The following is a 20,067-nucleotide window of genomic DNA, read 5'->3' on the forward strand; positions in this document are numbered from 1 at the left end:
TCGCTGAATGCAACGCCCTCGGTCGCCCGGCGTGCGGCAGCTCCATCGTCAGTGCCCGCCGCGGGCGAAGATCTCGTAGAAGCCGAGCACGATCTCGCTGGCAATCAGGATGACGACGATCACCTCGAGCCGCAGCGAGCGCTTGGTGTCGATGATGTCGGCGAGCGTGGTCGCCGTCTCGGCGATCACCGCGAGCTTGCGGTTGAGGGTTTCCTCCCGTTCCTTCAGCTCATACTCGTCCTCGAGCCGCGCATAGAGCCGCTCCAGATCGGGCCGGTCCCACAACACGTCCGGCTTCTCGCCGACGGCCACGCGGCCGGAGACCCGGTGCTGCACCAGCAGCGCCTCGCCGAGCAGCTTGAGCATCGCCACCCGGCTCTTCGAGGTTCGCCCCAGCATCGCCAGCTCGCGCGCGAACGGCTCGATGGTGTCGAACACGTTGGCGATCTCGCGCTCGCTGCGGCCGAGCACGACGCTTTTCGCCAGCGCATCGGCGACGATGAGCAGTCGCTCCAGCGACAATTCCTTGACCAGGACCGGGCCGCCGACCGGGATCGGCTCGTCGGATTCGCGCGCGACCTGGACCTTGGCCGTCTCTTCCTCGTGCGGCGCGATCGGGCCGAACAGCCGCGCGCTCAGCCGGTCGAGGAAGTTGATCTCCTCGGCCACCGACAGGCCGATGAAGACGACGACGCCGTAGCGGAAGACCACGGCGACTCCCGTCTCGCCGATGCGGACCGCCAGCGGTGTCGCCGACAGCACCTGGCCTTCGAAGCCGGCGGTATTGATGCGGTCCGCGATCTGGAGCGCGCGGGCGGCGAGTTGTGGAACGGGTGAGGTGTCGGCCATGATGGCGAAAGGCTAGCACGTCATTGCCGATGGAACGATAACGCGGCGCAATCCGTCTGGCGACACGTCCGCTACCGAATATCGTTGCGTGAACCCGCTTGACAGGAATGAACGTAGCTCCTCATTGGACGCGCACCCCGGACGGATGCCTCTCGATGTCGAAGACCAGCGCTGCGGACTACTATGCCTCGATTCCGGTGTTTCGCGGCTTTGCGCGCCTGATGGAGCCGCAGCTCTACCAGCCGGTGCCGGATGATTGGCTGATCGGCACGGCCGACATCGTCGAGTCGACCAAGGCGATCGCCGACAAGCGCTACAAGGCGGTCAACATGGCCGGGGCGGCGGTCATCGCCGCGGTCACCAATGCCTTGGAGGGGCGCGAATTCCCGTTCGTGTTCGGGGGCGATGGCGCCAGCTTCGCCGTCAGCCCGGATGACGAAGCGGCCGCGCGCGAAGCCCTTGCCGCCACCGCGACCTGGGTCAGGGAGGATCTCGCTCTCGCGATGCGCGTCGCGCTGGTGCCCGTGACGGCCATCCGCGCGCAGGGGCTCGACGTCCGCGTGGCGCGCTACGGTCCATCGGCCAATCTGTCCTATGCGATGTTCGCGGGCGGCGGATTGGGCTGGGCCGAGGCTGCGATGAAGCGGGGCGAGTTCGCGATTCCGCCGGCGCCGTCCGGTGCGCAGCCCGATCTGTCCGGACTCTCGTGCCGCTTCGAGGAGATTCCGGCGGCGCGTGGGGTTATTCTGTCGGTGCTGGTGCTGCCGGCCCTGGGCGCGGATGCGCAGGCCTATCGCAAGGTGATCGAGGAGATCATCACGCTCACCGAGCGCAGCCCCGATGCCGGGCGGCCGGTGCCGGCCGGAGCGCCGGCGTTGCGATGGCCGCCGCAGGGATTTGGCTACGAGGTCCGCGCCGCGCGCGGACCGCTGTTTTCGCGCTGGGCCCGCGTGCTCGGACGTACGCTGTTCGTCTATGCCGTGATGCGGTTCAACATCAGCATCGGCGGCTTCGTGCCGGATCTCTACAAGCAGCAGGTGGTCGAGAATTCCGACTTCCGCAAATATGACGATGCGCTGCGCATGATCCTCGACTGCACCGACGAGCTCGCGCAGGAGCTGGAGCGCCGGCTCGGCGCGGCGGCCTCGCGCGGCATCGTCCGCTACGGGCTGCATCGGCAGGATGCCGCGATGATGACCTGCTTCACGCCGTCCGCGATCCGGCCCGATCACGTCCACTTCATCGACGGCGCACGAGGCGGCTACGCGTCGGCTGCGACCGCGTTGAAAGCCGCGGTCGCCTGAGCGCGGATCAGCGGGAACGGGTCCAGGTCTCGCCGCCGCAAAGCGATCCGACGCAGCCTTCCACCTTCAGCGTATCCGGGCCGGAAACGGAGATGTGGCTGGTGTAGCTCTGGCCGTCATCGGCGTTGTAGATCTTGCCGGACCATTTGTTCGGCCCCTCCGGGTGAACGCCTTCGAACAGTTGCAGCCCGATGATCGGGCGGTTGGCCAGCGAGCGATTCGGATTCTTGTTGTCGACGGCCGGCTTGCCGGTGTCGGTGTCCATCGGCTCCTTCAGCCACACGACGGTGCCGCAAAGATTGGCGCCGCATTTGGCGACCTTGATCCTGGCGTCGCCCGCTTGGGTCAGCCAGGTGCCGGTCGGATCATCGGCGGCCAAGGCGGGCTGCGCCATCACGACGGTCGCCAGCGCAAGACCAGCCAAACGCAATTTCCAAATCATCTTACCCCCCGTTGAAGCCGCGTTTCCATAACAGCAAACGGCGCAGTTGCAATCGTCGAGGTGCGGTTGTCCAAGGCATGATCATCACGATCAGGTGCATTGCCGACGGGCCGTCTCAATCCGTTGTTCGATTGTCTCATGGCATGTGCCGGGAAATGGTTTTGACTGCCGCAACAAACTCCGCTGTCGTCCCGGCCCTTGAGCCGGGACCCATACCCCCAGGGAGCGGTTTGAGGCACGCCGGCCATTGGCTTTTCGCATCTCACGTCCGCCGCGGCGTATGGGTCCCGGATCGGCGCCATGCTGCGCTGGCGCGCGTCACGGCTTGTCCGGGACGACGACGGCGGGTGAGGCGGTTTCACGGTTCAAACAGCGATGGACATAGCTTTGCAGTCTCGCGGCCCTTCACGCCCGAGGTCTGCGATCATCGTGGCCCTTGCAAAAATGCAGAGGGCGCAGGGAATGCCGGGTGAAGGCCTCACCCATGGCCCGCCTGCTGAAAAAATGCAGGCGGCAGGTACCACAGGCAAAGCCGAACACTCCGGCATTCCCTGCGCGACGGTCTTCACGCTTATACGCAGTCTCCCTGGTGCGCCGGGCTTGTGGCCACCATCCCCAGCGCAATGCGTTCGCATTGCGCCAGGTTGATACCAGCATCGGGGTATCAGGACGCTGCGACTTCACGTCCGCAAGCTGCCGTTCGTCCGCACGCCGATAAGCATGCTGCGGCAGCAACGCGGCCATCGCATCCCCACCTCGCGTGTCGTGACGATCGCGCGCAACGCCCCTCTGCTGTGAGGCGGGGTGCCGGGATACAATCATGATTTCTTAAAAAACGCAAGAGAATTATTTTTTTCGGAAGACTGCCATGTGCTCCGCTGTCGTCCCGGCCTTGAGCCGGGACCCATACTCCGCAGCGGACATCATGGGCAAAGCGCCAATGACCCGCGTGCCTCAAACATCTCCCTGCGGGTATGGTCCCGGATCTGCGCGCGCGTGCCGCGCGCTTGTCCGGGACGACAGGGAAGAGCGGCCTCACCACGGCAGGCCGCAGAGGTCGATGGTGCCGCGCGTCGGCGCGGTGCGCTTGACGTCGTGCACGAGCGCAGACAGCGTGTCGAAGCGGATGCGGCCCTGCTCGGGCTGCTCGGCGTAGACGTCGCCGTCGAACGGAATGAAGCCGCGTGCCGTATAGAAGGGGATGCGATCCGCCGCGCAGAACAGGACGGCGTAGTTGATCGAGTCCTCGTGCCGCAGGGTCTGGATCGCCGCGTTCAGTCCCACCGTGGCGAGACCGCGGTTGCGCATGTCGGCGCGCGTCAAAACGCCGCCGATGCCGCCGACATTGACGTTCTGACCGTTCCATTTCACGAGTCGGCGATAGATGCCGACATGGCAGAGCACCTCGCCGCTCTCGTCCTGTACCAGCACCCGCAGGTCGGCATGCGCAAATGTGATACCTGCCCACGGTAATCCGGCGACCACCTCCGGCGGCCAAACCGCGTCGTAAAGCGGCTTGACCAGCGGCCAGGCGGCGTCACCATTCAATATGTCGATCTCGATGCTCATCAAAGCGGCTCGCTTTTTCCAAATTCACGGTGTTTTACGGTGTCGGAACCTTCTATAAGAAGGTCCCGTTAAATCCCGTCTTCCACAAGTTGCGGAACCGCCCCCATGACCTTTACGCTTCCCCCCCTGCCTTACGCCTATGAAGCCCTCGGACCCTACATGTCCAAGGAGACGCTCGAGTACCATCACGACAAGCATCATCAGGCCTATGTGACCAACGGCAACAATGCGATCAAGGGGACCGAATTCGAAGGCAAGTCCCTCGAGGAGATCGTCAAGGGCTCGTTCGGCAAGAACCCCGCGGTGTTCAACAATGCCGGCCAGCACTTCAACCACATCCATTTCTGGTCGTGGATGAAGCCGAACGGCGGCGGCTCCAAGCTGCCTGGCCGGCTCGAGAAGAAGATCGACGAGGATCTCGGCGGCTTCGAGAAATTCAAGGCCGACTTCGCGGCCGCCGGCGTCGGCCAGTTCGGCTCGGGCTGGTGCTGGCTCTCGGTCAAGAACGGCAAGCTCGAAATCTCCAAGACGCCGAACGGCGAGAACCCGCTGGTGCACGGCGCGACCCCGATCCTCGGCTGCGACGTCTGGGAACACTCCTACTACATCGACTATCGCAACCGTCGTCCCGACTATCTGAAGGCGTTCGTCGACAGCCTGATCAACTGGGATTACGTCGACGAACTCTACGGCAAGGCGATCTGATTCCTCGCATGCGAGGTGTGGGCGGCGGCTTCGGCTCGCCGCCCTTTTTCATGCCCGACGCGGTTTGATGCGGGCGATCCTTGCAAGGCGGAAGCCTCTGCGGCAAAAGTTTTGCATCTTTTGTGGCAAGGGCAGGGCATCCATTGTCGCGATGTGGTCTGCAGGTGAGGTCCCGTGAATCAGCTGGTCGGATATTTTCTCGTTTTCTTTGGCGGCGGCTGCGGCGCATCGCTGCGGCACGCGATCAACATGGCGAGCGCCAGGGCGCTCGGCACCGACTTCCCCTACGGCACCTTCATCATCAATATCACTGGCTCCACCGTGATGGGCCTGATCGCCGGCTACCTCGCCTTCAAGGGCGAAGCGACCCAGCATTGGCGGCTGTTCCTGATGACCGGCATCCTCGGCGGCTACACCACGTTCTCGGCGTTCTCGCTCGACACCGCGCTACTCTATGAGCGCGGCGCGCTTGGGCTGGCCGCACTGTATGTGCTCGGCTCGGTCGGCATCTCCATCGCCGGCCTGTTCGGCGGCCTCGCTCTGATGCGGTATCTGAGCTGACGGATCGGCGGGCAGAGCGAGACACGATCTCTCATCCGTCATTGCGAGCGCAGCGCGCCGCGCTCGCAATGACGGATGAGGCGATGACCTTCGGCCTCAGAAACACCGCCCAGCCGGCCGGTGGACAGGGGTGATGTTATAATGTAACATCATGACGAAATGACGCAGCCTGCCCTCCATAGCCACGGCCATTCCCATGCCCACAGCCATGGCCATAGCCACGGTCCCGCGGCGCCGCATCCGGCGCAGCCGGCGCCGTGGTCGATCCTGCGCATGCCGGTGACCACCCGGCTCGGCGCGGCGCTGGCGGCGAGCGCGGTGCTCTGGCTGATCGTCTGGCTGGCGATGCGGTGATGATGGCCATGGTCCAGCTGCAATTCCGCGACGTGACTCTGGGCTACGACCGCCACCCCGCCGTGCATCACCTCACCGGTGAGGTCGCGACGGGCGCGCTGCTCGCCGTGGTCGGCCCCAACGGCGCCGGCAAGTCGACCCTGTTCCGCGGCATCGTCGGCCTGTTGAAGCCGCTCGCCGGCACCATCGCCGCGGCCGGCCTGAAGCCGCGCGAAATCGCTTATCTGCCGCAGATTGCCGATATCGACCGCTCCTTCCCGATCTCGGTGTTCGATTTCGTCAGCACCGGACTGTGGCGCAGCACCGGCATGTTCGGCGGCATCGGCGCGGTCGCGCGCGAGAAGATCGCGCATGCGATCGCGGCCGTCGGCCTCACCGGATTCGAAGGCCGCGGCATCGGCACGCTGTCGGGCGGCCAGATGCAGCGCATGCTGTTCGCGCGCGTGCTGCTGCAGGATGCCCGGGTGATCGTGCTCGACGAGCCGTTCAATGCGATGGATACGAAGACCTCGGCCGACCTGTTGCAACTGATCGAGCACTGGCATGGCGAGCGGCGCACCGTGCTGGCGGCGCTGCACGACATGGACATGGTGCGCGCGCATTTCCCGCAGACCCTGCTGCTGGCGCGCGAGGCCGTGGCCTGGGGACCGACGGCGGAGGTGCTGACCGCCGACAATCTGTCGCAGGCGCGTCGGATGTGCGAGGCGTTCGACGATGCCGCCGCGCCCTGCGTGCCCGCGCAAGCCTCCAAGGCGGCATGATGCTGCGCGAGGTGCTGTTCGCTCCGTTCTCGGATTTCGAGTTCATGCGCCGCGCGCTCGCCGCGGTCATCGCGCTGTCGCTCGGCTCCGGACCGATCGGCGTCTTCCTGATGCTCAGGCGCATGAGCCTGGTCGGCGACGCCATGGCACATGCGATTCTTCCCGGCGCGGCGATCGGTTTCCTGCTGTCGGGGCTCAATTTGTTCGCGATGACGACCGGCGGCCTGATCGCCGGCTTCGCCGTGGCGCTGCTATCGGGCCTCGTGTCGCGCTCGACCGGGCTGAAGGAGGACGCGTCGCTCGCGACCTTCTATCTGGCGTCACTCGCGATCGGCGTCACCATCGTCTCGGTCAAGGGCACCAACGTCGATCTCTTGCACGTGCTGTTCGGCAACATCCTGGCGATGGACGATCCGACTTTGCTGATGGTCGCGACCAACGCCACCATCACGCTCGTGGTGCTCGCCGTGATCTACCGCCCGCTGGTGGTGGAGAGCGTCGATCCCTTGTTCCTGCGCACCGTGAGCCGGGCCGGTGCGCCGGCGCATCTGATCTTCCTCGCCCTGATCGTCGTCAACCTCGTCAATGGATTCCAGGCCCTCGGCACCTTGCTTGCGGTCGGCCTGATGATCCTGCCGGCGGGGATCGCCCGGTTCTGGTCGCGCGACGTCACGCCGATGATCTGCATCGCGGTCGCCTCGGCGATCGTCTCCGGTTATGTCGGTCTGGTGCTGTCGTTCCAGACCCGCATTCCCTCGGGGCCTGCGATCATCCTGGTCGCGTCCTTGCTCTATCTCGGCTCGGTACTGTTCGGACGCGTGGGCGGCGTGCTTCCGCAACTGTTTCCGGGACGCCATCTCGAAGCTTGAAGTCGATGCCCATGAAACGCCTGCTGTCCGCGCTGAGCCTGCTCTTCGGCCTTGTTCTGATTGTCCCCGCATCGGCCGAGACCCGGCTGAACGTCGTCACCAGCTTCTCGATTCTCGCTGATTTCGTCCGCCAGGTCGGCGGTGACAAGGTCAATGTCGCCTCGCTGGTCGGGCCGGACAGCGACGTGCACGTCTACACGCCGACGCCGCATGATGCGAAGGATGTCGGCGCCGCGCAGCTCCTGATCGTCAACGGCCTCGGGCTGGAGGGCTGGCTGCCGCGGCTGCAGCAGGCCTCCGGCAGCAAGGCGCCGATCGTCGTCGCCACCCAGGGCATCACCCCGCGCAAGCGCGGCTCGGATGCTGATCCGCACGCTTGGCAGTCGGTCGGCAACGCCAAGGCCTATGTGAAGAACATCCGCGATGCGCTGGTCGCGGCCGACCCCGCAGACGCGGAAGTCTTCAAGGCCAATGCGGAGCGCTATCTCGGCGAGCTCGATGCACTCGACCGCGAGGTCCGCGCCGAGATCGACAAGATCCCGGCCGAGCGGCGCAAGGTGATCTCGACCCATGACGCCTTCGGTTATTTCGCCGATGCCTATGGCGTCGCCTTCATCGCCCCGCTCGGCGTCTCCACCGAGACCGAGCCGTCGGCCCGCGACGTCGCCGAGATCATCCGCCAAGTGAAAAAAGCGGGGATTCCGGCCGTCTTCCTGGAGAATTTCAACGACGACCGGCTGGTCGGCCGGATCGCCGCTGAGACCGGGGCGAAGATCGGCGGCACGCTGTATTCCGACGCCCTGAGCGATGAAAAGGGCCCCGTTCCCACTTACATTGCCATGGTCAGGCACAATATAAGGGCCCTGACGAGCGCGCTGGTCCGTTAGGGTTTTCGAGCCCTCGCGGCGGCGCGCTTTTTGAGCCATTTTCGACGCGATCTGAGGTTTTCGGAGTGAGCATGTCCGACGCGAGCAAGACACCAGTGACGGTCCTGACCGGCTATCTCGGGGCCGGCAAGACCACGCTTCTGAACCGCATCCTCTCGGAAGACCACGGCAAGAAATACGCCGTCATCGTCAACGAATTCGGCGAGATCGGCATCGACAACGACCTCATCGTCGGCGCCGACGAGGAAGTGTTCGAGATGAACAACGGCTGCATCTGCTGCACCGTGCGCGGCGATCTCGTGCGCATCATCTCCGGCCTGATGCGGCGCAAGGGCAAGTTCGACGCCATCATCGTCGAGACCACCGGGCTGGCCGATCCGGCGCCGGTGGCGCAGACCTTCTTCGTCGACGAGGACGTGCAGAAGAACGCGCGGCTCGACGCGGTCGTGACGGTGGCCGACGCGAAGTGGCTGTCGGACCGGCTCAAGGATGCGCCGGAGGCGAAGAACCAGATCGCGTTTGCCGACGTGATCGTGCTCAACAAGACCGATCTCGTCACCAAGCCGGAGCTCGCCGAGGTCGAGGCGCGCATCCGCGCCATCAACCCCTACGCAAAGCTGCATCGCACCGAGCGCTGCCAGATCGCGATCTCGGACGTGCTGGAGCGCGGCGCGTTCGATCTCGACCGCATTCTGGAGATCGAGCCGCAATTCCTCGAAGCCGGCGACGATCACGATCATCACCACCATGATCACGACCACGGCCATGATCACCATCATCATCACGATCACGGCCTGAAGCACTATCACGACGAGGAGATGCAGTCGCTGTCGCTGCGCTCCGACAAGCCGCTCGATCCGTCGAAATTCATGCCGTGGCTGCAGAACCTGGTGCAGACCGAGGGCGGCAAGATCCTGCGCTCCAAGGGCATCCTGTCGTTTCAGGACGATGACGACCGCTACGTCTTCCAGGGCGTGCACATGATGCTCGAAGGCGATCATCAGCGGAAATGGAAGCCGGATGAGGCGCGCGAGAGCCGCGTCGTCTTCATCGGCCGCGAGCTGCCGGAAGACGCCATCCGCGAAGGCTTCGAACGCTGCATCGTGACCTGATGACGTCGTTCGACCAGGGCGGCGAGGCCGCATCGATCGTGTCCGTCACCGACAAGGTGAAGCCGGTCTCGCTCGGCATGGCCGTCACGGCCGTGCACTATCTCGGCGATCGTGCCGCCTTCGTCGGCACCGAGGAGAGCGTCGCTGTCGTCGACGGCGACGGCGAGATCAGCAAGGTGGATGTCACCGGCGGCGGCATCCTGTCGGCGGTGTCGGACGGATCGCGGATCGTGATCGGCGGCGATGACGGCAAGGTTTCCTCGCTCGACAAGGCGGGCAGCGTCAGTGTGCTCGTGACCGATCCGAAGCGGCGCTGGATCGACAACGTCGCGCTTCATCCGGACGGTGCGATCGCCTGGTCGGTCGGCAAGACCGCGTTCGTGCGTCAGCCCAAGGGCGAGGAGAAGTCGCTCGAGGTGCCGTCGACCGCGGGCGGACTTGCGTTTGCGCCGAAGGGCCTGCGGCTCGCGATCGCGCATTACAACGGCGCGACCTTGTGGTTTCCCAACATGGCGGGCGAGCCGGAATTTTTAGGATGGGCCGGCTCGCATCACGCCGTCACTTTCAGCCCGGACAACAAGTTCCTGGTCACCGCGATGCATGAGCCGGCGCTGCATGGCTGGCGCTTGGCCGACAGCCGCCACATGCGCATGACCGGCTATCCGTCGCGGGTGAAGTCGATGTCCTGGGGCAGCGGCGGGCGTTTTCTCGCGACCTCCGGCGCCGACATGGTCATCCTCTGGCCGTTCGTCGGCAAGGACGGCCCGATGGGCAAGGAGCCGGCAATGCTGGCGCCGATGAAGGCCAAGGTCACTGCGGTCGCCTGCCATCCTAAGCAGGACATCCTGGCCTGCGGCTACGAGGACGGCACCGTGCTGATGGTGCGGATGCAGGACGGCGCCGAGATCCTGGTGCGGCGGAACGAGACGCCGCCGATCGTGGCGCTGGGCTGGAATGCTGCGGGAACGTGGCTCGCATTCTCGGACGAAAGCGGCGAGGCCGGCCTGCTGCGGCTCTGATGGGGCACTGGGGCGCAGGCCCCATCGGGAACCTCGCGGCCTTCGGATTGTTGTTCCGCACATCACAGGATGCGGATGACAAGCCATGGCCTTGATCAACAGCAAACAGACGTTGCGCCGGGACCTGCTGCTGGCAGGCAGCCTGCTCGGCCTGGGCGCGCTGGTGGCCATCATCTCGCTGACCGAGATCAAGGCCAATCATCTCGACCAGATCGCGCAGGCGACGCCCTCAGCCTCGCCTGAGCCGTCAGCGACACCGGCCGAGTCCAAGCCCGGCGGCACCCGCCCGACCACGCCAGCGCCAGAGCCCGCGCGCCCTGACGTGGAAGCTCAAAAGGAAGGCGCGAAGCCGGCGCTGCCGCCAGCCCCGGCAGAGAAGATCGCGCCGACGATGGAGCGGAAGTAGCCGGAGAGGCCCAAACGCGGCCACAAATTCCGCTGTCGTCCCGGCGAACGCCGGGACCCATAACCTCAGGACGTCGTTCGAGGCAGGCTGTTAGCTCCATCTCCCGTCTCATACCCGCCGGGGAGTATGGGTCCCGGGTCGGCGCCACGACGGCGTTGCCGTCGTGGCTTGTCCGGGACGATAGTGGAGGTTTACCGCACCAGGATGTTGCGGAACTGCCACGGATCCGACGTGTCGATATCCTCCGGGAACAGGCCCGGGCGATCGTTCAGCGGCGTCCAGTCGGTGTAGTAGCCCTTCACCGGGCCGAGATAGGGGGACTGGATTTCGAGGCAGCGGCGGAAGTCCATCTCGTCGGCTTCGACGATGCCGGCGGTCGGGTTTTCCAGCGCCCACACCATGCCGGCGAGCACCGCTGACGAGACCTGCATGCCGGTCGCGTTCTGGTAGGGCGCGATGCGGCGGGTCTCCTCGATCGAGAGCTGCGAGCCGTACCAATAGGCGTTCTTGCCGTGGCCGTAGAGCAGCACGCCGAGCTCGTCGATGCCGTCGACGATCTCGTTCTCGTCGAGGATGTGCCACTTCCCCTGCATCTTGCCGGTGGCGCCGAAGATCTCGTGCAGCGACAGCACGGCGTCATTCGCCGGGTGATAGGCGTAGTGGCAGGTCGGGCGATAGACGACCTTGTCGCCGTCGCGCACGGTGTAGTAGTCGGCGATCGAGATCGACTCGTTGTGGGTCACCAGGAAGCCGTATTGCGCGCCCGGCGTCGGACACCACGAGCGCACGCGGGTGTTGGCGCCCGGCTGCAGCAGATAGATCGCGGCGCCGCAGCCCTCGGTGTGGCGGCGGCCGTTCTCCGGCATCCATGTCTCGTGCGTGCCCCAGCCGAGCTCGGCCGGCTGCATGCCCTCCGAGACGAAGCCCTCGACCGACCAGGTGTTGACGAACACGTCCATCGGCTTCGGATTCCTGGAGCGCTGGGTGTCACGCTCGGCGATGTGGACGCCCTTGACGCCGAGTTTCTGCATCAGCTGCGCCCAGCCCTCGCGGCTCTTCGGCTCGACGATCTCGGTCTTGGTGTCCTTGGCGATGTCGAGCAGCGCCTGCTTGACGAACCAGGAGACCATGCCGGGATTGGCGCCGCAGGTGGAGACGGCGGTGGTGCCGCCCGGGTTCTTGCGCCGGGCGGCGAGCAGCGTCTCGCGCAGCGCGTAGTTGGAGCGCTGCTCGACTCCCATCTGCTTGTCGAAATAGAAGCCGGCCCACGGCTCGACGACGGTGTCGATGTAGAGCGCACCGATCTCCCGGCACATCGTCATGAGGTCGACCGAGGAGGTGTCGACCGACAGGTTGACGCAGAAGCCCTGGCCGCCGCCTTCGGTGAGCAGCGGCACCAGCAGATCGCGGTAGTTGTCGCGGGTCACGCCCTGCTGGATGAAGCGGACGCCATGCTTCTTCGCCAGCGCGCCGTCGTCATGCGGATCGATGATGACGAAGCGGCTCTTGTCGTAGTCGAAATGGCGTTCGATCAGGGGCAGGGTGCCCTTGCCGATCGAGCCGAAGCCGATCATCACGATGGGGCCGGTGATCTTCGCGTGGATCTGCGAGCTCATGAATGGTTCTCCGCGAAAGGTGCGTGGGATGGATGGATTCAGGCGGCGCGCCGCCTTCAGACGCTGCGCCGCTTTTAGGTGCTGCGCCGCTTGGCCGTGACCTCGATCTCGACCTTCATCTCGGGCTTGAGCAGGCCTGCGACGACCACCATCGTGGCTGCCGGACGGATGTCGCCGAGCACGTCGCCGCAGACCGCGAAATGGGCATCGGCGTCGTTGACGTCGGTGAGGTAGTAGGTCGCGCGGACGATATCGGCCATCGCGAAGCCGCCCTCCTGCAGGGCGGCGGCGATGGTCTTGAAGCAGTTGCGTGACTGGCTCGTGACATCGGCCGGCATCGTCATGATGGTGTAGTCGTAGCCGGTGGTGCCGGCGACGAAGGCGAAGTCGCCATCGACGACGGCGCGGCTGTAGCCGAAGCTCTTCTCGAACGGTGATCCGGTAGAGATCAGACGGCGGGACATGGCGGACCTCGTGGTGGGATTTTCGGGGGTTAAAGAGCTTTTGCTGCACCTGCGCAACCCCTGAGGGGCTGCTGCGGCGTCCGTTGCCGAAATGCCTAACGCAGGCGGGTGACGTCAGGTCCGGCGGGCGGCGTGCTGCTCCAGCGCCGCGCCACGATGTCGCGGACGATCATGATCCCGAGCAGGATCAGCAGGAGCGTCGGCAGCAATGTCCGCCGCCGCGGCGCGTGCCCGTCGCGGGCGGTTACGCCGCGCATGAGACCAGCCGCTCCTTGCGGCTGCGGCGGGCCTTCCGCTCCCGGGCGCCAGTTGCGAGGATCGGGCCTGCGGCGCCATCGAGCGCGCCGTCGACCAGCTCGAGGCCGAGCAGGCGCGCGCGTTCGAACGCGCCGGGCAGCTCCAGCTCGGCCGTCTTCTCAACCGAGAAGCCGAAGCGGGCGTAGTAGGGCGCATCGCCGAGCAGGATCACCGCGCCATGGCCGCGCGACGCCGCGATCATCAGCGCGGCATTCATCAGCGCAGCGCCGACGCCGAGGCTGCGCGCCTCCGCCGCGACCGCCAGCGGCCCGAGCATCAGGGCGTCGCGTCCGCCGGCGCTGACGTGCCACAACCGCAGCGTTCCCACCAGCGCGCCGCCGCGCACCGCCGACAAGGCGAGGCCCGCGGCGGGCGCGCGTCCGTCGCGCAGGCGCTGGCAGGTGCGCTCATGGCGGTTGTCGCCGAAGCAGGCATCCAGCAGCGCATCGCGCGCCGCGACGTCGGAGGCACACTCGCTGCGGATCACGAACGGAGCGGAAGTCCGAGCAGGCGCAGTCGAAGGGATGCGAAAAGCGGTCATGGCACGTCAGTCCCCGGCCTGCGCCGCGAGACTTTCGCCCGCGCGCAAACGCGTGATGTCAGATTGAAGGTGTCGGTCTATCGCTCCCTCCCCCGCTTGCGGGGGAGGGTCGGGGTGGGGGCAGCCCCACCCGAAGCTTCGCGTCGTCTCACCCGCAAGCGGGTGGCGAAGCAAGCCGGATCAGATGTGATAGGTCTTCAGCGGGGGGATGCCGTTGAAGGCCACCGACGCGTAGGTCGACGTATAGGCCCCGGTCCCCTCGATCAGCACCTTGTCGCCGATCGAGAGCGTCACCGGCAGCGGATACGGCAGCTTCTCGTACATCACGTCGGCCGAATCGCAGGTCGGGCCGGCAAGCACGCACGGGGTCATCTCCGCGCCCTCATGCGGCGTGCGGATGGCGTAGCGGATCGACTCGTCCATCGTCTCGGCGAGACCGCCGAACTTGCCGATGTCGAGATAGACCCAGCGCAGATCGTCCTCGTCGCTCTTCTTCGAGATCAGCACCACTTCCGACTCGATGATCCCGGCATTGCCGACCATGCCGCGGCCCGGCTCGATGATCGTCTCCGGGATCTGGTTGCCGAAATGCTTGCGCAGCGCACGGAAGATCGAGCGGCCGTACTGCACGACCGGCGGCACGTCCTTCAGGTACTTGGTCGGGAAGCCCCCGCCCATGTTCACCATGGTCAGGTTGATGCCGCGCTCGGCGCAGTCGCGGAACACCGTCGAGGCCATCGCCAGCGCGCGGTCCCACGCCTTCACCTTGCGCTGCTGCGAGCCGACATGGAACGAGATGCCGCACGGCTCCAGGCCGAGCCGCTTGGCCAGGTCCAGCACGTCGACCGCCATCTCCGGATCGCAGCCGAACTTGCGCGACAGCGGCCACTCGGCGCCGGCGCAATCGTACAGGATGCGGCAGAACACCTTGGCGCCCGGCGCGGCGCGCGCGATCTTCTCGACCTCGGCGGCGCAGTCGACCGCGAACAGGCGGATGCCGAGCGCATAGGCGCGCGCGATGTCCCGCTCCTTCTTGATCGTGTTGCCATAGGAGATGCGGTCCGGCGTCGCGCCGGCGGCCAGCGCCATCTCGATCTCGGCGACCGTCGCCGTGTCGAACGACGAGCCCAGCGAGGCGAGCAGCGACAGCACTTCCGGCGCCGGATTGGCCTTGACCGCGTAGAACACGCGGCTGTCCGGCAGCGCGCGAGCGAAGCTCATGTAGTTGTCGCGCACGATGTCGAGGTCGACGACGAGACAGGGCTCGTGGTCCAGACCTTCCTCGCGGCGGTTGCGCAGGAATTCCCGGATACGTTCGGTCATAGCACCCTCCAAACGGTCCCAGCGACGAGACCCGTTCAAAATGATCCCGACACGGGTGCCTTGGCGTTGCCGCCCGATGGAAAGGCGACAAAACCTCGAACCCGTAGCCGAATTGTGCTGCCGTGGATTGGTTGGGAATTTCCCGCCCGCACACCTGGCAATGAAGGACAAGCCTTTTCAGTAGCCCGCGCCGGCTTTGGACTGCCGGTAGAGACCAAAAAAGCCCGATCCGTCGTTGCTTTAAGTCGCGTCCCCCGTTGAGAGCGGGGTGCGCCGGTTCGCCTCCGGCTGCCAGTCACGGTTGCAAAAGATGGGGTGACCTTCAGCGGCATCTCTTGAGAGAGATGCTGGGCTTTCGGAGCATGACGATCTCGATCGAACTGATCTTGATCGCAACGATCCGAGAACCCCTCGGTTCCTCATCCCTTGGCGGCTGTCCGGCCTCTTGTCCGGATACCTACCGACTGACACACGACCACAGGCACGTGCGAAATTGGGCAGAAGCGGAAATAAGCGTTTTGAATTTCGTTCGCAAGGAATTTTTGGGCGCCGGGAAAGATTTCCCTAATCTGTGCCTACAAGGCACACACGCGCTGCATCTGTCTGAACGAACGTTAAGCGAGCTTAAACTTTCGTAACGCGCTCACCCTTGCAGGACAGTGTTTTCGTGCGCGTCACGCGCGCTTCGTGAACGGCTCGATGCGCTGTGCGCCGCGGATGAAGCCGATCATCACGAACACGCCGATCGCGAACAGCACGGCCTGCAGGATGTGCGCGCCGCCGTCGCCGAGCCCGAACAGAATCGCCAGCGCCCAGCCGCCGGCGAAGGCCGCACCGAACACTTCGGCACCGATCAGGATCGCCGCCGAGATGACGGTGATCACGGTCGGCCAGGCGATCTGGCGGCCGGCTTTGGAGGTGGTCTCTGCGTTCATGGTCCAGGGTCCTGTTGCGGGCCGCAATCTCTCCGAAAAGGCCCGGCCCTTCAAGGGGAAATGACCCAAAAAGGGCCGGCTCCATGATATGAGGGGCGCATCGATATTCCGGGAGAGGACGGACCCCAGCCGATGTCAGACACCACCGCTGTGATCGACGCCCAGACCAATCCGCTGCTCGTGGCCTGGGAGACCCCGCACCAGACACCGCCGTTCGACGCGATCAGGCCCGAGCACTTCCTGCCGGCCTTCGAGCGCGCCTTCGCCGACCACGCCGCCGAAATCACCGCCATTACCTATGATCCGGCCGAGCCGGACTTCGCCAACACCATCACGGCGCTGGAGCGCTCGGGCAAGCTGCTGTCGAAGGTCGCGGCTGTCTTCTACGATCTGGTGTCGGCGCATTCCAACCCGGCGATTCTGGAGATCGACAAGGACGTGTCGCTGCGGATGGCGCGGCACTGGAACCCGATCATGATGAATGCCGTGCTGTTTGGCCGCATCGCGCTGCTCTACGACAACCGCAAGGACCTCAAGCTCACCGGTGAGGAGCAGCGGCTCCTGGAGCGCACCTACACCCGCTTCCGCCGCGCCGGCGCCGGCCTATCCGATGACGACAAGGTGCGGATGGCCGAGATCAACGAGAAGCTCGCCCAGCTCGGCACCACCTTCAGCCACCATGTGCTCGGCGACGAGCAGGACTGGTACCTCGAGCTCGGTGAGGACGACCGTGCCGGCCTGTCCGAGAGCTTCGTGGCTGCCGCCAAGGCTGCGGCGGATGAGCGCGGCATGCCTGGCAAGGCGATCGTGACCCTGTCACGCTCCTCGGTCGAGCCGTTCCTGCAGAGCTCTGCCCGCCGCGACCTGCGCGAGAAGGTGTTCAAGGCCTTCACCGCGCGCGGCGACAATGGCAATTCCAACGACAACAATGCCGTCATCGGCGAGATTCTGTCCTTGCGCGAGCAGGCCGCCAGGATCATGGGCTTTCCGAACTTCGCCGCCTATCGCCTCGAGGATTCCATGGCGAAGACGCCGGAGGCCGTGCGCGGGCTGCTGGAGCGCGTCTGGAAGCCGGCGCGCGCCAAGGCGCTGGCCGACCGCGATCAACTGCAGGAGATGATCACGGCGGAGGGCGGCAACTTCAAGCTCGCGGCCTGGGACTGGCGCTATTACGCCGAGAAGCTGCGCCAGGCGAAGGCCAACTTCGACGACGCGGCGATCAAGCCGTATCTTTCGCTCGACAACATGATCGCAGCCGCCTTCGACTGCGCCACGCGGCTGTTCGGCATCACCTTCGCCGAGCGCAAGGACATCCCGGTCTGGCATCCGGACGTCCGGGTCTGGGAGATCAAGGACGCGGGAGGCCGCCACAAGGCGCTGTTCTATGGCGACTACTTTGCCCGCTCGTCGAAGCGCTCCGGCGCCTGGATGACCTCGATGCGCGACCAGCAGAAGCTCGACGGCGACACCGCGCCCTTGATCATCAACGTCTGCAACTTTGCGAAAGGCGCCGACGGCCAGCCGTCGCTGCTGTCGCCGGACGACGCTCGCACCTTGTTCCACGAGTTCGGCCACGGCCTGCACGGCATCCTGTCCAACGTGACCTATCCGTCGCTGTCGGGCACTGCCGTGTTCACCGACTTCGTCGAGCTGCCGTCGCAGCTCTACGAGCACTGGCAGGAGCGTCCCGAGGTGCTGCAGACCTTCGCGCGCCACTACCAGACGGGCGAGCCGCTGCCGCAGGACCTGCTCGAGCGCTTCCTGGCCGCGCGCCGCTTCAACCAGGGCTTTGCCACCGTCGAGTTCGTATCCTCGGCGCTGATCGATCTCGAATTCCACACCCAGCCGGCGGCGGCGTCCAAGGATGTTCGCGCTTTCGAAAAGGCCGAGATGGAGAAGATCGGCATGCCGCCCGAAATCGCGCTGCGCCACCGGCCGACTCAATTCGGCCATATCTTCTCGGGAGACCATTATGCGGCGGGCTATTACAGCTACATGTGGTCGGAGGTGATGGATGCGGATGCCTTCGGCGCCTTCGAGGAAGCCGGCAACATCTTCGATCCGGCGGTCGCCAAGCGGCTCCACGACAATGTCTACGCCTCGGGCGGCTCGCTCGATCCGGAAGCGGCCTACATCGCCTTCCGCGGCCGCGAGCCCGAGCCCGACGCGCTGCTGCGCCGGCGCGGTCTGCTCGACGTTGCCAAGGCGGCTTGAGGTGAAGAGGATGGCACTGGTCCGGTTCGTCCTCGCTGCGCTGACGCTCGTATTCGGCGCGAGCGCGGCGAGCGCCCACCCGCATGTCTGGGTCACCGCGAGCAGCGAGCTGCTCTATGCGGCCGATGGCTCGGTGACCGGCGTGCGCCACGCCTGGACCTTCGACGACATGTTCGCGACCTACGCGCTGCAGGGCCTCGAGACCAAGCAGAAGGGCGTCTACACCCGCGAGGAGCTGGCGCCGCTGGCGCAGACCAACGCCGAGTCGCTGAAGGAATATGCCTACTTCACCTTCCTCAAGGCCGACGGGCGCAAGCAGAAGCTCGAGGACCCCGTCGACTACTATCTCGAATACAAGGACACCAAGCTGACCCTGCACTTCACCCTGCCGCTGAAGGCGCCGGTGAAGACGAAGCAGCTCCAGGTCGAGGTCTACGATCCCAGCTATTTCATCGATTTCCAGATGGCGGAGAAGGATCCCGTCACGCTGGTCAGCGCTCCCTCGGGCTGCAAGTTCGGCCTGGTGAGACCGAGCGACGGCGGATCCGTCGCGCAGACCATGAACGAACAGACATTCCTGAGCGGCGGGGCGAACGCCAATTTCGGAATGAACTTCGCCAACAAGATCTCAGTGGAATGTCCATGACGCCTCGCCCCAGCTCCGCTCGACCGCTCCTGACCTGCGTTGCGATCCTCGCAGCACTCGTCGCCGCCGACGCCGCCTCGCATGCGCTGCTCGCCAAGCCGCCGTTCGGCGCACCGGCCGAGCCACAGGTCGGCGGCATCGTCGGCTGGCTGCTCGCCAAGCAGTCGGAGTTCTACCGCCAGATGTCGGGGGCGATCCGCGCGGCCAAGGAAGACGGCTCGGCGGTGTGGTGGCTGCTCGCGATCTCCTTCGCCTACGGCATCTTCCATGCGGCGGGGCCCGGCCACGGCAAGGCGGTGATTGCGTCCTATCTCGTCGCCAACCAGGAGACCGCGAAGCGCGGCATCGTGCTGTCGTTCGCCTCGGGCCTGATGCAGGCGCTGGTTGCGGTTGCCATCGTCGGCATCGGCGCCGTGGTGCTCAATGCCACCGCGGCCACCATGTGCAGCGCCGAGAAAGTGGTGGAGATCGCGAGCTACGGGCTGATCGCGCTGCTCGGCGCGCGCCTGGTCTGGGTCAAGGGCGCGGCGTTCCTGCGCACCTGGCAGCCGGCGGCGCCGGCTCTGGCGCTGGCCGGTGCGCCCGCGGCCGCGGTGGCGCCGTCGACCCATGATCATGGTCATGCGCATGATCACCAGCATCGCGCGCCTCATCATGATCATCACGGTCATGATCACCATCATGGTCACGACCACCACGGCCACGATCATCATCACCACGATCATTCGCACGCCCATGTTGCGGCGGCGCATGGTCACGCCGCTCACGATCACGTCCACCACGATCACGTTCACGGCGATGATTGCGGTTGCGGCCATTCCCACGGGCCCGCGCCGAGCGAGCTCGCGGGACCCGGCGGCTGGCAGCGCGGCTTCCAGGCGATCTTCGCCGCCGGCATCCGGCCGTGCTCGGGCGCGATCCTGGTGCTGGTGTTCGCGCTGGCGCAGGGCCTGTTCTGGGCCGGCGTCGCCGCGACGTTCGTGATGGGGCTCGGCACCGCCGTGACGGTCGCGACCATCGCGGTGCTCGCCGTCGCTGCCAAGGACGTCGCGCGGCGGCTCAGTGCCGGCCGCGAGGGCGGCGGCGCACTGATCATGCGCGGCCTCGAATTCGGTGCCGCCGGTCTGGTGCTGCTGTTCGGCGCGGGCTTGTTGCTGGGCTACATCGCGGCGGAACGCACGACCTGCTTCTGA

At 65.8% G+C, this 20,067-nt stretch carries 22 protein-coding genes; 13 read left to right on the plus strand and 9 right to left on the minus strand.

The genetic code is table 11. From position 1 onward, the window contains the following. Positions 1–48: 48 nt before the first annotated feature. Complete coding sequence (locus tag QX070_RS08460; RefSeq protein WP_315736436.1) at positions 49–849, minus strand: RMD1 family protein; 801 nt, start codon at positions 847–849, stop codon at positions 49–51. Positions 850–1,004: 155 nt separating this feature from the next. On the opposite strand from QX070_RS08460, the gene QX070_RS08465 reads away from it, so the two are divergent. After that, positions 1,005–2,153, plus strand: a complete 1,149-nt coding sequence (locus QX070_RS08465; protein WP_315736437.1) for a DUF3095 domain-containing protein — start codon at positions 1,005–1,007, stop codon at positions 2,151–2,153. A gap of 7 nt (positions 2,154–2,160) precedes the next feature. On the opposite strand, the gene QX070_RS08470 is transcribed toward QX070_RS08465, so the two are convergent. Both QX070_RS08470 and QX070_RS08475 read right to left on the minus strand, forming a co-directional pair. Beyond that, positions 2,161–2,595, minus strand: coding sequence for a DUF2147 domain-containing protein (locus QX070_RS08470; protein ID WP_315736438.1), 435 nt, complete (start codon positions 2,593–2,595; stop codon positions 2,161–2,163). A 1,035-nt stretch (positions 2,596–3,630) separates the two neighbouring features. Continuing rightward, complete coding sequence (locus QX070_RS08475; protein ID WP_315736439.1) at positions 3,631–4,164, minus strand: GNAT family N-acetyltransferase; 534 nt, start codon at positions 4,162–4,164, stop codon at positions 3,631–3,633. A 105-nt stretch (positions 4,165–4,269) separates the two neighbouring features. On the opposite strand from QX070_RS08475, the gene QX070_RS08480 reads away from it, so the two are divergent. The 9 genes from QX070_RS08480 to QX070_RS08520 all read left to right on the plus strand — a co-directional run bounded on the left by QX070_RS08480 (position 4,270) and on the right by QX070_RS08520 (position 10,838). After that, entirely contained in the window at positions 4,270–4,869 is a 600-nt protein-coding gene (locus QX070_RS08480; RefSeq protein ID WP_015669496.1) for a superoxide dismutase, read from the plus strand. A gap of 174 nt (positions 4,870–5,043) precedes the next feature. Then, positions 5,044–5,430 carry a fluoride efflux transporter CrcB gene (crcB, locus tag QX070_RS08485; protein WP_315736440.1) on the plus strand — a complete coding sequence of 129 codons (387 nt, stop codon included), beginning with the start codon at positions 5,044–5,046 and terminating at the stop codon, positions 5,428–5,430. Between the two features lie 159 nt (positions 5,431–5,589). Further along, positions 5,590–5,784 (plus strand): hypothetical protein, encoded by a 195-nt coding sequence (locus tag QX070_RS08490; RefSeq protein WP_315736441.1) that lies wholly within the window; start codon positions 5,590–5,592, stop codon positions 5,782–5,784. Then, positions 5,784–6,545 (plus strand): ABC transporter ATP-binding protein, encoded by a 762-nt coding sequence (locus QX070_RS08495; RefSeq protein WP_315736442.1) that lies wholly within the window; start codon positions 5,784–5,786, stop codon positions 6,543–6,545. The genes QX070_RS08490 and QX070_RS08495 overlap by 1 nt, the downstream gene beginning before the upstream one ends. Then, positions 6,542–7,414: a metal ABC transporter permease gene (locus tag QX070_RS08500; RefSeq protein ID WP_409999051.1), complete on the plus strand. Its 873-nt coding sequence runs from the start codon at positions 6,542–6,544 to the stop codon at positions 7,412–7,414. Before QX070_RS08495 ends, QX070_RS08500 begins: the two co-directional genes overlap by 4 nt. Before the next feature lie 11 nt (positions 7,415–7,425). Then, on the plus strand, positions 7,426–8,301 hold the full coding sequence (locus QX070_RS08505; RefSeq protein WP_315736443.1) for a metal ABC transporter substrate-binding protein: 876 nt from the start codon (positions 7,426–7,428) through the stop codon (positions 8,299–8,301). Positions 8,302–8,372: 71 nt separating this feature from the next. Then, positions 8,373–9,413, plus strand: coding sequence for a CobW family GTP-binding protein (locus QX070_RS08510; RefSeq protein WP_409998878.1), 1,041 nt, complete (start codon positions 8,373–8,375; stop codon positions 9,411–9,413). Further along, complete coding sequence (locus QX070_RS08515; protein WP_315736445.1) at positions 9,413–10,432, plus strand: WD40 repeat domain-containing protein; 1,020 nt, start codon at positions 9,413–9,415, stop codon at positions 10,430–10,432. Before QX070_RS08510 ends, QX070_RS08515 begins: the two co-directional genes overlap by 1 nt. An 85-nt stretch (positions 10,433–10,517) precedes the next feature. Continuing rightward, positions 10,518–10,838 carry a hypothetical protein gene (locus QX070_RS08520; RefSeq protein WP_315736446.1) on the plus strand — a complete coding sequence of 107 codons (321 nt, stop codon included), beginning with the start codon at positions 10,518–10,520 and terminating at the stop codon, positions 10,836–10,838. 191 nt (positions 10,839–11,029) lie between these two features. Here the strand turns inward: QX070_RS08520 and QX070_RS08525 are convergent, their stop codons facing one another. The 6 genes from QX070_RS08525 to QX070_RS08550 all read right to left on the minus strand — a co-directional run bounded on the left by QX070_RS08525 (position 11,030) and on the right by QX070_RS08550 (position 16,014). After that, the gene (locus tag QX070_RS08525) at positions 11,030–12,454 is read right to left on the minus strand and encodes a homospermidine synthase (protein WP_315736447.1); all 1,425 of its coding nucleotides are present in this window, start codon (positions 12,452–12,454) and stop codon (positions 11,030–11,032) included. 74 nt (positions 12,455–12,528) lie between these two features. Next, on the minus strand, positions 12,529–12,918 hold the full coding sequence (locus tag QX070_RS08530; RefSeq protein ID WP_315736448.1) for a RidA family protein: 390 nt from the start codon (positions 12,916–12,918) through the stop codon (positions 12,529–12,531). Between the two features lie 95 nt (positions 12,919–13,013). Next, a complete protein-coding gene (locus QX070_RS08535; protein ID WP_315736449.1) occupies positions 13,014–13,175 on the minus strand; it encodes a hypothetical protein in 162 nt (53 codons plus the stop codon). After that, the gene (locus QX070_RS08540) at positions 13,163–13,756 is read right to left on the minus strand and encodes an N-acetyltransferase (protein ID WP_315736450.1); all 594 of its coding nucleotides are present in this window, start codon (positions 13,754–13,756) and stop codon (positions 13,163–13,165) included. The genes QX070_RS08535 and QX070_RS08540 overlap by 13 nt, the downstream gene beginning before the upstream one ends. 180 nt (positions 13,757–13,936) lie before the next feature. Next, positions 13,937–15,079, minus strand: coding sequence for a type III PLP-dependent enzyme (locus QX070_RS08545; protein ID WP_315736451.1), 1,143 nt, complete (start codon positions 15,077–15,079; stop codon positions 13,937–13,939). Positions 15,080–15,753: 674 nt separating this feature from the next. Beyond that, positions 15,754–16,014, minus strand: coding sequence for a hypothetical protein (locus QX070_RS08550; RefSeq protein ID WP_315736452.1), 261 nt, complete (start codon positions 16,012–16,014; stop codon positions 15,754–15,756). 132 nt (positions 16,015–16,146) lie between these two features. Between QX070_RS08550 and QX070_RS08555 the strand changes: the two genes are divergently transcribed. Genes QX070_RS08555 through QX070_RS08565 form a run of 3 tightly spaced genes read left to right on the plus strand, consistent with a single transcriptional unit; the run spans position 16,147 to position 20,067 of the window. Further along, the gene (locus tag QX070_RS08555; protein ID WP_315736453.1) at positions 16,147–18,228 is read left to right on the plus strand and encodes a M3 family metallopeptidase; all 2,082 of its coding nucleotides are present in this window, start codon (positions 16,147–16,149) and stop codon (positions 18,226–18,228) included. Between the two features lie 10 nt (positions 18,229–18,238). Continuing rightward, positions 18,239–18,874, plus strand: coding sequence for a DUF1007 family protein (locus tag QX070_RS08560; RefSeq protein WP_315736454.1), 636 nt, complete (start codon positions 18,239–18,241; stop codon positions 18,872–18,874). Then, positions 18,871–20,067, plus strand: a complete 1,197-nt coding sequence (locus QX070_RS08565; RefSeq protein ID WP_315736455.1) for a nickel/cobalt transporter — start codon at positions 18,871–18,873, stop codon at positions 20,065–20,067. The genes QX070_RS08560 and QX070_RS08565 overlap by 4 nt, the downstream gene beginning before the upstream one ends.

This window comes from Bradyrhizobium sp. SZCCHNR1093, assembly GCF_032381175.1.
In the GTDB taxonomy this organism is placed as follows: Bacteria; Pseudomonadota; Alphaproteobacteria; order Rhizobiales; family Xanthobacteraceae; genus Bradyrhizobium.